Origin of the sequence: Gemmatimonas sp. (genome assembly GCF_036405635.1) — a bacterium.
Lineage (GTDB): Bacteria > Gemmatimonadota > Gemmatimonadetes > Gemmatimonadales > Gemmatimonadaceae > Gemmatimonas.
The window spans coordinates 1-13,588 of the sequence record NZ_DASWXE010000047.1 but is presented as its reverse complement, the minus strand read 5'-3'; the positions used below and the strand labels follow the sequence as shown (position 1 = coordinate 13,588).

12 protein-coding genes are annotated in these 13,588 nt (G+C 65.0%); 8 read left to right on the top strand and 4 right to left on the bottom strand.

The window, feature by feature from the left end:
• Nucleotides 1–85: 85 nt before the first annotated feature.
• The gene (locus VGE27_RS03420) at nt 86–2,101 is read left to right on the top strand and encodes an acetoacetate--CoA ligase (protein ID WP_331048232.1); all 2,016 of its coding nucleotides are present in this window, start codon (nt 86–88) and stop codon (nt 2,099–2,101) included.
• A 78-nt stretch (nt 2,102–2,179) separates the two neighbouring features.
• Here VGE27_RS03420 and VGE27_RS03415 read toward each other — a convergent pair whose 3' ends face one another.
• Nucleotides 2,180–3,238: a YncE family protein gene (locus VGE27_RS03415; protein WP_331048231.1), complete on the bottom strand. Its 1,059-nt coding sequence runs from the start codon at nt 3,236–3,238 to the stop codon at nt 2,180–2,182.
• Between the two features lie 301 nt (nt 3,239–3,539).
• Between VGE27_RS03415 and VGE27_RS03410 the strand changes: the two genes are divergently transcribed.
• The 6 genes from VGE27_RS03410 to apaG all read left to right on the top strand — a co-directional run bounded on the left by VGE27_RS03410 (nt 3,540) and on the right by apaG (nt 9,832).
• Complete coding sequence (locus VGE27_RS03410) at nt 3,540–3,911, top strand: helix-hairpin-helix domain-containing protein (RefSeq protein ID WP_331048230.1); 372 nt, start codon at nt 3,540–3,542, stop codon at nt 3,909–3,911.
• A 251-nt stretch (nt 3,912–4,162) separates the two neighbouring features.
• Nucleotides 4,163–5,287 carry a 4-hydroxyphenylpyruvate dioxygenase gene (gene hppD, locus VGE27_RS03405; protein ID WP_331048229.1) on the top strand — a complete coding sequence of 375 codons (1,125 nt, stop codon included), beginning with the start codon at nt 4,163–4,165 and terminating at the stop codon, nt 5,285–5,287.
• 7 nt (nt 5,288–5,294) lie between these two features.
• On the top strand, nt 5,295–6,488 hold the full coding sequence (locus tag VGE27_RS03400) for a homogentisate 1,2-dioxygenase (RefSeq protein WP_331048228.1): 1,194 nt from the start codon (nt 5,295–5,297) through the stop codon (nt 6,486–6,488).
• A gap of 26 nt (nt 6,489–6,514) precedes the next feature.
• Complete coding sequence (locus tag VGE27_RS03395) at nt 6,515–7,717, top strand: aminotransferase class I/II-fold pyridoxal phosphate-dependent enzyme (protein ID WP_331048227.1); 1,203 nt, start codon at nt 6,515–6,517, stop codon at nt 7,715–7,717.
• Between the two features lie 167 nt (nt 7,718–7,884).
• A complete protein-coding gene (locus VGE27_RS03390) occupies nt 7,885–9,429 on the top strand; it encodes a glycoside hydrolase family 10 protein (protein WP_331048226.1) in 1,545 nt (514 codons plus the stop codon).
• Entirely contained in the window at nt 9,419–9,832 is a 414-nt protein-coding gene (apaG, locus tag VGE27_RS03385; RefSeq protein ID WP_331048225.1) for a Co2+/Mg2+ efflux protein ApaG, read from the top strand. The genes VGE27_RS03390 and apaG overlap by 11 nt, the downstream gene beginning before the upstream one ends.
• A gap of 30 nt (nt 9,833–9,862) precedes the next feature.
• Here the strand turns inward: apaG and VGE27_RS03380 are convergent, their stop codons facing one another.
• The 3 genes from VGE27_RS03380 to VGE27_RS03370 are packed head-to-tail and all read right to left on the bottom strand — an operon-like array spanning nt 9,863 to nt 12,718.
• Complete coding sequence (locus VGE27_RS03380) at nt 9,863–10,297, bottom strand: hypothetical protein (protein ID WP_331048224.1); 435 nt, start codon at nt 10,295–10,297, stop codon at nt 9,863–9,865.
• Nucleotides 10,294–11,250 (bottom strand): NAD-dependent epimerase/dehydratase family protein, encoded by a 957-nt coding sequence (locus VGE27_RS03375; protein ID WP_331048223.1) that lies wholly within the window; start codon nt 11,248–11,250, stop codon nt 10,294–10,296. Before VGE27_RS03375 ends, VGE27_RS03380 begins: the two co-directional genes overlap by 4 nt.
• Before the next feature lie 46 nt (nt 11,251–11,296).
• Entirely contained in the window at nt 11,297–12,718 is a 1,422-nt protein-coding gene (locus VGE27_RS03370; RefSeq protein WP_331048222.1) for a tetratricopeptide repeat protein, read from the bottom strand.
• Nucleotides 12,719–13,036: 318 nt separating this feature from the next.
• Between VGE27_RS03370 and VGE27_RS03365 the strand changes: the two genes are divergently transcribed.
• Nucleotides 13,037–13,588, top strand: a 552-nt coding sequence (locus tag VGE27_RS03365; protein WP_331048221.1) for a hypothetical protein, incomplete at its 3' end; no start/stop codon positions are given.

Sequence of the window (13,588 nt, the reverse complement as noted above, 5' to 3'; positions counted from 1 at the left end):
TTGCGAAGCGCATGGTCCGGGATGCCGGGCGGTCGCGCTGGCGCAGCATGAAGTGCGCTGATCGTGTCCTCCTGCCTTTCGTGGTGTGACTGACTCCTCGCCTCTCTGGACACCGGGCGCCGACGACATCGCGTCGACGCGCATGCAGCGGTTTTTGCGAGATCTTGTGGAGCGCGGTGTCGTTCCGTCCGAGGTTCGCGATGCCCATGCCCTGCAACGCTGGTCGGTGCAGCTTCCCGGGCACTTCTGGCAGGAGATCTGGCGAGCAGCGGCTATCATGGCCGACGGTCCCGGCCCAGCGGACGCGCCGTGGCAGGATGTGTTGGTCGGCGGCGATCGCATGGCGCCGCCCGATCCGGTGCTCGGCCCGCGTTGGTTCACGGAAGCACGCCTCAACTTTGCTGAGCACCTGCTGCGGCGGCGAGACGATGGTACCGCGCTCGTTTCCTGGAATGAACAGGGCGCACAGCAGCGATTGACCTATCGCGAGCTGGTCGTGCGTGTCGCGCAGTGCGCCGCGGCGCTCGCTGCGCAGGGCGTTGGGGTGGGGGACCGGGTGGCGGGCTGGATGCCCAACCTCCCCGAGACCTTGATCGCGATGCTCGCGACCTCGTCGCTGGGTGCGGTGTGGTCGAGCTGCTCGCCGGACTTTGGCACGAAGGGCGTGCTCGATCGCTTCGGGCAGATCGCGCCCAAGGTGCTCATCGCTGCAGACGGCTATCGCTATGCCGGGAAGCGCATCGACTGCCTGGCGCGACTGAGCGAGATCGTCGCCTCGATTCCTTCCTTGCGCGCCGTGTGGGTGGTGCCGTATCTGGATGCGGCCCCCGCGCTGGGCGGCATCACTGGTGCGTCTCGATTCGATGAAGTGCTCTCCGGGCAGGCCGATGCGCACGAGCCTGCGTTCGTGCGGCTGCCGTTCGATCATCCGCTGTACATCATGTACTCCTCGGGCACGACAGGACTGCCCAAGTGCATGGTGCATGGCGCGGGCGGCACGCTGCTGCAGCACTGGAAGGAGCTGGCGCTGCACACCGACCTCGACGCCGACGACGTGTTGTTCTACTTCACCACCTGCGGATGGATGATGTGGAACTGGCTGGTGTCCGGTCTCGCCCTCGGCGCCACCGTGGTGCTGTATGACGGCGCACCGCTCGCTCCCGATCCGGCGATCCTTTGGCGTATGGCCGAAGCCGAGCGGGTGTCAGTGTTCGGTACGAGCGCCAAGTATCTCGCGGTGCTCGAGAAAGAAGGCGTCACGCCGGCCACCACCGTCGATCTGTCGGCGTTGCGGGCCATTCTGTCCACGGGAAGTCCGCTGGCTGAGCACAGCTACGACTTTGTGTACCGGCACATCTCAAGCAGGGTGCGGCTGTCGAGCATCAGTGGTGGTACGGACATCGTCAGCTGCTTTGCGTTGGGTGATCCCACCGGGGCGGTGTATCGCGGCGAACTGCAGATGCGCGGGCTGGGCATGGCGGTGGAGATCTGGAATGACGACGGTCAGTCGGTGACGGGAGAGGCCGGGGAACTGGTGTGCACCCGTCCGTTCCCCAGCATGCCGGTGGCGTTCTGGAACGATCCTGATGGCGCGCAGTATCGCGCGGCGTACTTCGAGCATTTCCCGGGCGTGTGGCGTCACGGCGACTGGGCAGAGCTCACGACGCACGATGGGTTGGTCATTCACGGCCGCAGTGATGCGACGCTCAATCCCGGTGGGGTGCGCATCGGCACGGCGGAGATCTATCGGCAGGTGGAGCAGGTGCCGGAGGTGCTCGAATCACTGGTCGTCGAGCAGCGCTATGTGAGCGCCGAAGGCCCCGACTCGCGCGTGGTGTTGTTCGTACGATTGCGCGAAGGCCACGCGTTGGATGCGGCGTTGCAGGATGTCATTCGCAAGCGCATTCGCGAGCACACCAGTCCACACCATGTGCCGCGGGTGATGGTGCAGGTGCCCGACATTCCGCGTACGATCAGTGGCAAGATCACCGAGATCGCGGTGCGAGAGACCATTCATGGCCGTCCGGTGAAGAACCAGGATGCGCTGGCCAATCCGGAGTCATTGGCCTATTTCCGCGACCTGCCGGCGCTGGCCACCTGAAGAAATAGGAACGTCCCTGAAAGAAACGGCCCCCGGAATCGTGAGATCCCGGGGGCCGTGTCTCATGCGGAATGACGATTACGGAACGATCGTCGGGGGGCTCATGCGCACGACCAGATCACCGGCCGGCTGCGCGTCCTTCGCCGTCTTGAGCTTGGACGTCACGAACACATCGCCCTTGGCGTCCACGAACACCGTGTTCGGGTACCCGGCGACCGGCACGTCGGCGACCTTGTCCAGCGTCTTCGCGTCGATGACCGACACGGTGCCCGCCTGACGGTTGGCCACGTAGATGCGGCCATGCTGCGGCACGAACTGCATGCCCAGCGCGCCGCCGCCGGTGGCGATGTTCTTGATGACCTTGTTTTCCTTGAGGTCGATCACCGAGACGTCGCCCGACTCCTGGTTGGAGACGAACAGGCGCGCGTTGGCCGAGTCGAGGGCCAGCATGCTGGAGCGCTTGCCCTCGGTGCTGATGCGACGCGTCACGCGGCCCGTCTTGAGGTCGATCACGGCCACCTGATTGTGCCCCATGTTGGCAGCGTACAACTGGTTGTTGGCCGCATCGAGCGCGAGGCCGATGGTGGTCGCGCCGACGTTCTCGAGAATGCGGGTGAGCTTGTTCGTCTTGCCGTCGATCACCCAGATGCGACCGCCCGTCACCGAGGCGTAGACGGTGTTCGAGGCTTCGTCGACCAGCACGCGGAACAGGTGCGCGTTGGCTTCCGACGGATCGGTGATGGTCGCCACGATCTTGCCCGACGCCGCCTCGATGGCGGTGATATTGCCGGCGCGCGTGTTCGTGGTGTAGAGGATGCCCGTCTTGGAGTTGATGCCCATGCCATACGGGGCCGAGCTGCCCAGCTCCACACGCTTCTTTTCCTTCAGGGTCGCGGCGTCATACGTGATGAGCCCACCGCCCGGCTTGTCGCGCGAGCCGGCGAACGCCACGTACAGCGATCCCTTGCCGTCGGAGGCCAGTTCGTAGACGCCGGGGCCTGCCGGCGCCTGGGCGGCGACACTGGCCGCGCCATGACCCGCGTGAGCCGCCTGCTGGGCGGGAAGGGCGACTGCGCCGACGGTCAAAGCGCTGGCGATGGCACCGGCACTGATCCTGAATGCAGGAATCACAGACATGCTCCGAAAGTCCAGAGAGGGGCGGTTGCTGGGGCACCGCAGCGGGATGCTGCGATGCGGAAACTGAATGTCCCGACAAGTATCGCCAAATAACCCGATCGATCAACTCCCAATTGATACGGAGGGGATTGGGATCAGGGAAGGGGCCGGCGCCCGGCAGGGGCATGGCGGGGACGCGAAACAGGGCGAAACAATTGCGTCCGTGACGGATAGGATCAGGAGTGCGCTGGCGCTGTTCTGGCACGCACGAGATGTTTGTCGCGCTGCCCCGCGATCCCGCCCGACTCATCCGGAGGAACTCATGTTCCGGCTCTCCCCCCGCACCCTGCTGCGGCTGCTCGCTGTCACGGCGGCTGCCGTGGCCACCGTGATCTCGTCCACGCCGTCGGCCAGTGCGCAGGCGGCCAAGAAGCAGGCCCCACCCGCGCCGGGTGCCAAGGCGACTTCCAGCGCCTCCGCCGCCGTGACCGCGGCCACTGCGGCTGCCCCACTGATCGACATCAACCGGGCCAGCGCGTCGGAGCTCGAGACGGTGCCCGGTATCGGCAAGGCGTATGCGGCGCGGATCATTGCGGCCCGTCCGTATGCGAACAAGGCTCAGCTCGTCCAGAAGGGCATCCTGACGCAGGGACTGTACGACAAGGTCAAGGATCGCTTCATCGCGAAGCAGTGATTGGCACTGGCTCGCCGTGAACGCGTCACGGCGCACTGACTCTCCCTCGTTCCGTCGCTAACTTCCCCACATGTTGTTCTCGCCCCTTTCGGAGGATCAACGGCAGCGCGCCTGGATCGCGGCGCTCCCACGATCGCACATCTGATCGGAAGGATCGCACGCGCGGTGTGCTGACACGCACCCGCTGTTGTTCGCGCGTGGCCATCGGGCTGCGCGCGCCGTCGATCACTTCCATCACTTGAGGTGCGCCCATGGCCACGTTGACCACCCCCGAGATCGGCACCGAGCAGGATGCCTTTCCGATCAATGGCACTGACTACGTCGAGTTCTACGTCGGCAATGCCAAACAGGCGAGTCACTACTATCGCTCCGCCTTCGGTTATTCACTGATCGCCTACCGCGGCCCGGAAACGGGAGTGCGCGATCGCGCCAGCTACCTGATGCAGCAGGGCAAGATCCGTCTGGTCCTGACGACGTCGATCTCCCCGGATACGCCCATCGCCGAACATGTGCACCGTCATGGAGACGGCGTGCGGGACTACGCGCTGTGGGTCGATGACGCGCGTCTCGCATATGCAACCGCGATCGCCCGCGGTGCGATCCCCATTCAGGAACCGCAGGTTTATTCCGACGAACATGGTGAAGTGGTGATCGCCGCCATCGGCACGTACGGGGACACCATCCATTCGCTGGTCGAGCGTCGCAACTATCGCGGCGTGTTCCTGCCGGGCTTCAAGGCCGTCACGCCGCGCTATCAGCCGGAAGACGTGGGTCTCAAGTACATCGACCACTGCGTCGGCAACGTGGAACTCGGCAAGATGAACCACTGGGTCGGCTACTACGCCGATGTGCTGGGCTTCCGCAATCTCATCACCTTCGACGATACCGATATCAACACCGAGTATTCGTCGCTGATGTCCAAGGTGATGGCCAATGGCAATGATCGCATCAAGTTCCCGATCAACGAACCGGCATCGGGCAAGAAGAAGTCGCAGATCGAGGAATATCTCGACTTTTACGGCGGCCCCGGCGCGCAGCACCTCGCACTGGCCACCGACGACATCCTGGCCACGGTGACGGCCCTGCGCGACCGCGGTGTGGAATTCCTCTCCGTGCCCACGTCGTACTACGAAGACCTGCAGGACCGTGTGGGCAAGATCGATGAGAAGCTCGACGAACTGGCCGCCCTGGGCATCCTCGTCGACCGCGATCCCGACGGCTATCTGCTGCAGATCTTCACGAAGCCGGTCGAAGATCGCCCGACCCTCTTCTTCGAGATCATTCAGCGCAAGGGCGCGACGAGCTTCGGCAAGGGCAACTTCCGGGCGCTGTTCGAGGCCATCGAGCGCGAACAAGAACTCCGCGGCAACCTCTGAGCCAACAATGCCCATCTATCATCAGCTGGGTACGGTGCCGCGTAAGCGGCACACCGTCTTCCGCCGTCCCGATGGTGGACTGTACGCGGAAGAGCTCATGGGCCACGAAGGCTTCGTGGGCACGTCGTCGCTGCTCTATCACATCCATCCGCCCACCACGGTCAAGTCGGCCCGCAAGGTGCGCGATGTGATCTGGGAGGCCGACACGGAAACGTCGCTGCGTCACCGCCATTTCCGCACGGCCCGTGCGGCGAAGGGTGGTTCGGCGACGCTCGATCGCATTCCGCTGCTGTTCAACAACGACATCGGCATGCTGTACGTGGAGCCCAGCGTCACCGATACGCACTTCTACCGCAACTCGCAGGCGGATGAAGTGGTGTACGTGGCCGAGGGCAGTGGCGTGCTCGAGTCGGTGTTTGGCGAGCAGACGTATCGTGCCGGCGACTATGTGGTCATTCACCGCAACATCACGCATCGCTGGCGCCTCGATCCGTCTCAGGGGCCCACCAAGCTGCTCGTGATGGAAAGCCGCGGGCATGTGCGGTTCCCCAAGCGCTACCGCAACGAGTTCGGCCAGCTGCTCGAAGGCGCGCCGTACTGCGAACGTGATATCCGTCGACCCGAACAGCTCGCGCCGCACGACGAGAAGGGTGACTTCCCCATTCTCGTCAAGCAGTACAACCAGATCAACGAGCTGGTGCTCGATCATCATCCGCTCGATGTCGTCGGTTGGGATGGCTACTTCTATCCGTGGATCTTCAACATCCACGACTTTGAGCCGATCGTCGGTCGCATTCACCAGCCACCGCCAGTGCACCAGACGTTCCAGGGCGATGGCTTCGTGATCTGCTCGTTCTGCCCGCGTCCGTACGATTTCGATCCCAACGCGATTCCGGCGCCCTACAACCACAGCAATGTGGATTCCGACGAGGTGCTCTTCTACGCCTCCAGCGAATTCATGAGCCGCAAGGGCATCGAATACGGTTCCATCACGCATCATCCGGACGGCTTGCCGCATGGGCCGCACCCGGGACGCGCGGAAGCCAGCATCGGAGCCACACACACCAACGAACTCGCCGTGATGATGGACAGCTTCCGCCCACTCCAGGTCGCGAAGCAGGCCATGCCCATCGAGGACGAGGCGTACCACCAGAGCTGGATCGACGCGCCGCACGCGCAGTTCAGTCCACCGACGTCCTGATCACCGTTCCACCACCACCGTCGCCGATGCCCCGATTCTCCAAGCGATTCACCGAGTTCCCGATCTATCCACTGGCGCACATTCCGGCGCGCAAGAAAGCACTGCTTGCCGCCGGTGTGGATGTGATCGATCTCGGGGCCGGCGACGCGGACGTGCCGCCACCACCGAAGGCGGTGGCGGCACTCCAGGCAGCTGCCGAAGTGCCGGCGCTGCAACGCTATGGATTTGGCCTCGGCCATGTACCGTACCGCGAAGCCATTGCCGCCTGGATGCAGACGCGCTTCTCCCAGTACGTCGACCCGATGACCGAGGTCGTGCCGCTGCTGGGCAGCAAGGAAGGACTCGCTCACGTGGCGTTTGCATTCCTCGGCCCGGGCGATGTCGCCATCATCCCCGATCCTGCCTACCAGGCCTACCTCGGCGGCACGCTCATGAGCGATGCCACGCCGTATGTGTATCCGCTGCGGCCGCGCACGGAGTTCCTCATCGACCTCGATGAGATCCCGGCTGATGTCATGGACCGCACGCGGGTGTTGTATCTCAACTATCCGAACAATCCCACGGCTGCCATTGCGCCGCGCGACTATCTCGAGCGTGTGGTGCGCACCTGTCGTGAGCGCGACATTCTGCTGGTGTACGACAATGCGTATTCGGAGATGGGCTTCGATGGCTATGTGCCGCCGAGCATCTTCGAGATCGATGGGGCACGCGATGTGGCCATCGAGTTTCATTCGTTGTCGAAGACGTACAACATGACCGGTTGGCGCTGTGGCTGGGCCGTCGCGGCACCGCCGATCGCGTCGGCGCTCACCAAGGTCAAGTCGTTCACCGACACCGGTCAGTACATGGGTATCCAGGCTGCGGGTGTCGCGGCCATCGAAAGCTGGGCGGAGTTCGTGCCGCAGAATCTGGCGATCTTCGCGGAGCGTCGCGATGCCTCGGTGGCGGCATTCCGTGCCCATGGGTTCGAGTGCGAAGTCCCGCGTGCCACGATGTATCTCTGGATCCCGTTGCCCGAAGGTATCGCCAGCGCGCCGTTCGCCGATCGTCTGCGTGAGGAAGAGGGCGTGATCGTCATGCCCGGTTCCGGATTTGGTGCCGGTGGCGAAGGATTCTTTCGCGTCTCGTTCATTCAATCGCCGGCCCGCATCGCGGAAGCGGCGGAGCGCGCCGGACGCGTGCTGCGATCCATGCTCGCTGGTGAGCGCACGGAGGCTCTCGCCCGGTGAAGGGGACGAGACTTGCGCTGCTGGTCCTGGGCGCCGCGCTGATCTCCTGCCAACGGCGCGCTCCGGCGCCCGAGACACCTCCGCCAGAGGCCGCGGCGCCCGTAGCACCGCCGGCGGCGGTTCCGACCCCCACGCCCGCAGCACCGAAGCCCGCCGCACCTCGGCCTGTGCCACCAGCGCGCGGCACGCCACCCAAGCCGCCCGCGCAGGTTGTCAGCACTGAACCGCCGCCGGTGTTGCGTGAATTCCGTGGCGTGTGGGTGGCCAGCGTGGCCAACATCGACTGGCCGAGCAAACGCACGCTCTCGACCGCGGAGCAGCAGACCGAGTTGCTCACGCTGCTCGACCGCGCTGCAGAGCTCAAGCTGAACGCCGTGATCTTTCAGGTGCGACCGGCTGCGGATGCCTTGTACGAATCGAGCATTGAGCCGTGGTCGGAGTATCTCACCGGTGCACAGGGCCGGCGCCCCGATCCCTTCTGGGATCCCCTGTCGTTTGTCATTCGCGAGGCGCACGCGCGTGGTATGGAACTGCACGCGTGGTTCAATCCGTATCGCGCGCGGCACACCGACGCACGCTCGCCACTCACGAAGACGCACATCGCCCGCACCAATCCCGCACTGGTGAAGCCGTATGCCGGCTACCTGTGGATGGATCCGGGTGAGCCAGCCGTGCGTGCGCGCACATTGCGCGTGGTGCTGGACGTGGTGAAGCGGTACGACATCGATGGCGTGCACATCGACGACTACTTCTACCCGTATCCCGAAACGGATCGTCGTGGTCGGCCGATTCTGTTTCCCGATGCAACGAGCTGGACACGCTACCAGAAAAGCGGTGGCAAGTTGAGTCGCGCAGATTGGCGCCGCGAGAACGTCAACAAGCTCGTGGAAGAACTGCACGAGGGCATTCACAAGACCAAGCCCTGGGTGCGCTTCGGTATCAGTCCGTTCGGCATCTGGCGGCCCGGATACCCCGAGCAGATCCGTGGTCTCGACGCGTACGAAAGGCTCTACGCGGATGCCCGGAAGTGGCTGCACGAGGGATGGCTCGACTACTTCACTCCACAGCTGTACTGGCCCACCACGAGTCGTGCGCAGTCGTATCCGGTGCTGCTCGACTGGTGGGCATCGGAGAACAGAAAGTCGCGCCACTTGTGGCCGGGCAACTTCACGTCGCGTGCCGGTGGTCGCGGCACCGGTGCGTTCTCCGTGTCCGAACTGATGGAGCAGATCCGGGTCACGCGGCTCAACCCGGCGGCGTCGGGGAACGTGCATTTCAGCATGAAGTCGTTCCTGATCAATCAGGCCAGCATGAACGACACGCTCCGGGCCGATGCCTACACGGCACTCGCGCTCCCGCCCGCGTCTCCCTGGCTGGTGACGGCGGCGCCTCCTGCACCGGTGGTGAAGCTGGCGCAGAATGGCGGACTCTGGCGCATCACGTTGGGTCCCGAAGGGCGCGCGGCACCATGGCAGTGGATGATCCGGCTGCGCACGGACTCGGCATGGATTACCATGATGCTGCCGGGCAGCACCACGCAGTGGACGGTGCCGCCCACCCTCGGAGCCAACACGATTGCCGTCACGTCCATCAATCGGGTCGGCACCGAAGGTTCCACCGTTACGCTGCCGCTTGTGTTGTCTCCAGGTTCGTCACCTGCCGGAACATCGGCACCATCACCCGCCAGGTCGGGACGCCGCGATGTCCGCTGATCAACTGCCATTCTACTATCGCATCACCTCGGGCATTCGCATCACGGTGCGCCCGTCGTATTTGCGTGAGCGGTCGAATCCGCTGCTGGGGCAGTTCGTGTTCGCCTATCACATCCGCATCGAGAATGTGGGCGAGCAGGCCGCGCAGTTGCGCACGCGCCGCTGGCTCATCCACGACGAATCGGTGGGCGACACGGTGGTCGAAGGCGAGGGCGTTGTGGGCGAGCAGCCGCACCTGCTGCCGGGACAGGTGCACGAGTACCGCTCATTCTGCGTGCTCAAGGCACCGCACGGTTGGATGGAAGGCAGCTATCGCTTTGTGCGCGACGACGGCAGTTCGTTTCAGGCCGTGATCCCACGTTTCATGCTGGCGGCCGAACCGCGCGCTGACACCGTTTCCTGAACCGGAAACGGCTGGCATTCGCACGACCGGTCAGCTCGTCAGCGACGCGAGCGGGATGATATCGGCGAGCGGCGTGTAGAGCGTCGCGAAGTCCTTGGGCTCGAGCAGATCCTGCACCACGAGCGCCAGCAGCGCGGCGAGCGCGGGCTCGGCCAGAGGTTCGAGCGTGTCGAGCGCTTCGGCGTCAGATGCCGGTGGTGCGGTCGAAGCGCCTGGACGCCGCACCAGTTGCAGGAGAGGGCCAGCCACGGCTTCCTGTGCGCCGCCCCGGCCGCTGCGCTCGATCACTTCGCCCAGCGCCGTCTCCGCGTAGTGCCACCCGCGTGTGACGCTCTCGGCGGCATAGCGCGTGATCACCGTCTCTCGCTCCGTGCCACCCAGCGCGGCAAGTCGCACCAGAAATCGGCGGATGACAGGCGTGGCGGGCCCATAGGGCTGCGATGTCGGGGAGTGGTCGTGACTCACGTCGTGCGATTGGTGCGGGAAGTATCCGTCAGCTCTGATGGCAGCGGCACGGGATGGCCGAGCAACTGCAGTCCATGAAAGATGGTGGGGACGGCGGGGATCCACCCAGTGGCCCGCAGCGCATTCACGGAAATTCGCTGATTGCTCCGCGCGCGACGGGGCGAGGGCTGCGGCGCGTCGTGGGGCAGGGGAGGCAGTGCAGCCGTGATCTCGTTTGCGCGAACCGGATGGCCGTCCGCGCAGTTGAACACGTGAACTGCGTCGTGGGTGGTAAGTGCGAGGAGATGTGCGATCGCCGCGATCACGTCATCGCGCCATGCGAAGTTGCACCATTCCTCGTTGGGCAACGTGTCGCTGTCTGCAGGGCGTCCGCTGAGCGCAGTGGGAGCGTGTGGCGGCGATCGAAAGCGCGCGGAGGGATCGCGTCCAGGGCCATACAGACCGGCGACGCGCAGCACGTGCACTGCGCACCGCGCGGAGCCAGCACTCGCAATGGCCTCTTCTGCATCGAGCAGTGCCCGCACGCGTGGGCTTTCAGCGACGATGGGCGAGTACTCATCGACGAGGCTGCCGTCGGTTCGGTCGTAGATGCCGGTGCTGGAGACGTATACCACGGAACGCACGCCGAGTTGATTCGCCAGTCGTGCAGACGCTGCGGCGAGTCTGGGATACACCGCGTAGTCCTCACCGCGCGCAGTAGCCGGCGCCACGCAGACGACCAGATGATCCGCCGCCGCTGGGAGATCATGTCGCAATGCATCGGAGCCGCTCTCCGACAGCAAATCGGCAGTGACCACGATGGGCGGGATCGACGCCGCATCGGACGTGACGGTGTCGAATCGTGCAGGTCGCGATTGCCGGCCAACAACCCACGTCTGGTGACCCATCGCTGCCAGATGCTGCGCCGTCGGAGCGCCCAGCCATCCGGGACCGAGCAGGACGGTGCGAGTCATTGTGGGACGGGCGTTCGCATGACCACGAGGTCGCCGCGAGCCCGATTCAGCGGAGGAACAGCCACCACGCTGCCGCGGCCGCTGCTGCGGCCAGCCCGCCACCAACCGGAAGCCAAGGCACACCTGATGATGACGGCTTTGACGCCCCACCTCGTGGCGACTTCGAGGATTCTCCTGCGCGTCCTCGGCGCCCACCCGCGGGCCGCGACTCCACGGTAATCCCGCCTTCAGCATTCGCCGGGAGAGCCACCGAGACGCTACGCGGTGGCATGACCGGCAACACATCGTCTGGTGCGTCCTTCGCTGATGGGGCCTCGACGGCCGCTGACGGGGGCGTGGTGGTCTCAGCATCCAGCACAATGGCTTCGTGCGTCGGCGAGACCTCCATCATTGGCACGGGGTCGATGGGTGCCGGTTGGTCTGGTACGGCGTCGATCTCCTCTGCCAAAGCCGGAGGTGGGGCCGAATCTTCCGTCTCCTCAACCAGCTCGAGGGGGAGTACTTCGGGAGCCTTCGTGAGAAACTCTTCATCGAGCACACCGTGGTGCACCGCAAAGCCGAGCACCAGCGAGGACGTGGGCTCTTCCGGTGCCGCGGCGACGAGAGGCGTGTCGAAGTCCGTGAACTCGATCTCCGGTTCCGTGTCACCGACGTGAGTGGTCGCGCGTTCCGCCGGATCCGGTATCGTGGGCACCCCTGACGGTGTCGTTCGAAGCAGGACATCGGTGAGTGCCACGGCATCCCGCAATGGTTGGTCTTCCCAGTCGGCGACCAGATCCACCGCGATATCACCCGGCACCGCAATCACCTCGGTCGGGGTCGGTACAGGACTCGGAATCGTGGGAACCGCATTCGGAACTGCCGCTCCCTGCGACTTACGCACTTCCGCAATCCGCGCCAGCAGTTGATCGGCTGCCTGAGTCGATTCCTCGTGCAAAGCCAGAAGGGCGTGCAAGCGCAGCAGGAATGGTTCGGCGCTGGCTGCGGCACCTCCTGAGAGGGCGATACGTGCTGCGTTCTCCAGCACCACCGTCAGACGGGGGTCTTCTTCGCCGACATGGGTCTCCACGGCGGCAATGGCTCGCTGCACCAGTTGCATGGCTTCATCGCGGCGTCCAGCGGTCGCCAGCATCACGGCGAAGTCCATTCGCGCGCGCGCCGCAGGCATGCCGTCCTCACCGGTCAACGCAACGCGCAATGCGCAGGCCCGCTGCGCGTGGCTCAGCGCCTCATCGATCTTGCCGTCGCGAAAGCACGCCTGCGCGAGATTACCCAGCACAAGTGCGAGCGCTTCGTGCGGTGTCAGCTCTTCAGGATCGTTTGCGAGCGCCTCGGCGGCGGCGGCGAACGCGTCGGTGGCCTCGGCCCAATCGGCGGCGGCGGCGAACGCCAACCCGCGCCGATTGTGATCCTGCCATCGTTCGTGCGACTGCCGCTCGTCGCCAAGGTCCATGAGCTGATCTGCCATCGAAGAAGGACGCGCTGCGCGGGGCAAAGTCACCACGATCTGCGCAACCGGGCCAAGAACGTAACAGCGTCGCCGCAGATCCGTATCCACGTCTGCCCCCGACCGGTCCCCGCAATATGACGGCGCACCCTCTGTAGCGGCAGCGCGCGGATGACACCGTTGTATCGCGGGGCTGTGCCGCGTCACACTGTTTCGGCTGAGGGGGAACACCAGCCCCGTAACATTGACGGGAGGCGCAGGCGGCCTAGCTTCTCAGGCATGCGCCGACGCATGCCTTCCCGCCGATTCCAGCCCCTCCGATCCGGCCTTTCCGGCCTGATGATCGTGGCGATTGCTGCAACAGCCTGCGATTCCAGCGGGCGGGGCGGCATCAAGGAGTCTGATCTGGACGCAGAACTCGCAGCAAGTGCCCTGCGAGGTGATTCGCTGGTCGCCTTGGCCAGCGGTGATTCCAAGCCGTCTCTCGACTCGATGCGCACGGCCCTCGAGGCTCAGTTGGACAGCCAGCGTGTCTCTGGCGCAGGCGACGGAGTGTTGGTCACCGGGGACGCCGCCGCCGGGGTGGCAGCAAACGCGGCGAGTGTGGCCACCAGTGCAGGGGCGGAGATTTCGAGGCGGGCCCAGGCACGCGGCGACTCCATGGCCAGAGCCGCTGCAATGCAATTGGCGGGCGCCGCTGGTGGAAGCCGAAGCCTGAAAGACTCTCTACGCGGGGTGTTGACCTACCAAGGCACGGAGCCTGCCCGGCAGGTAGTCCTGCAGACCGCCGAGGCCACGGTCGCGCTGAGCGGCATGGCGACCACGGGAATGTCCCGGCTCGTTGGCAAGGAGGTCGTGGTTCGAGGTGTGAAGGTGACGCCACGGGATATC

Bases quoted from the DNA above. Each gene is read 5' to 3' on its own strand.
- VGE27_RS03415 (WP_331048231.1), bottom strand. From the start codon at position 3,238: ATGTCTGTGATTCCTGCATTCAGGATCAGTGCCGGTGCCATCGCCAGC.
- VGE27_RS03410 (WP_331048230.1), top strand. From the start codon at position 3,540: ATGTTCCGGCTCTCCCCCCGCACCCTGCTGCGGCTGCTCGCTGTCACG.
- hppD (WP_331048229.1), top strand. From the start codon at position 4,163: ATGGCCACGTTGACCACCCCCGAGATCGGCACCGAGCAGGATGCCTTT.
- VGE27_RS03400 (WP_331048228.1), top strand. From the start codon at position 5,295: ATGCCCATCTATCATCAGCTGGGTACGGTGCCGCGTAAGCGGCACACC.
- VGE27_RS03395 (WP_331048227.1), top strand. From the start codon at position 6,515: ATGCCCCGATTCTCCAAGCGATTCACCGAGTTCCCGATCTATCCACTG.
- apaG (WP_331048225.1), top strand. From the start codon at position 9,419: ATGTCCGCTGATCAACTGCCATTCTACTATCGCATCACCTCGGGCATT.
- VGE27_RS03375 (WP_331048223.1), bottom strand. From the start codon at position 11,250: ATGACTCGCACCGTCCTGCTCGGTCCCGGATGGCTGGGCGCTCCGACG.
- VGE27_RS03370 (WP_331048222.1), bottom strand. From the start codon at position 12,718: ATGGCAGATCAGCTCATGGACCTTGGCGACGAGCGGCAGTCGCACGAA.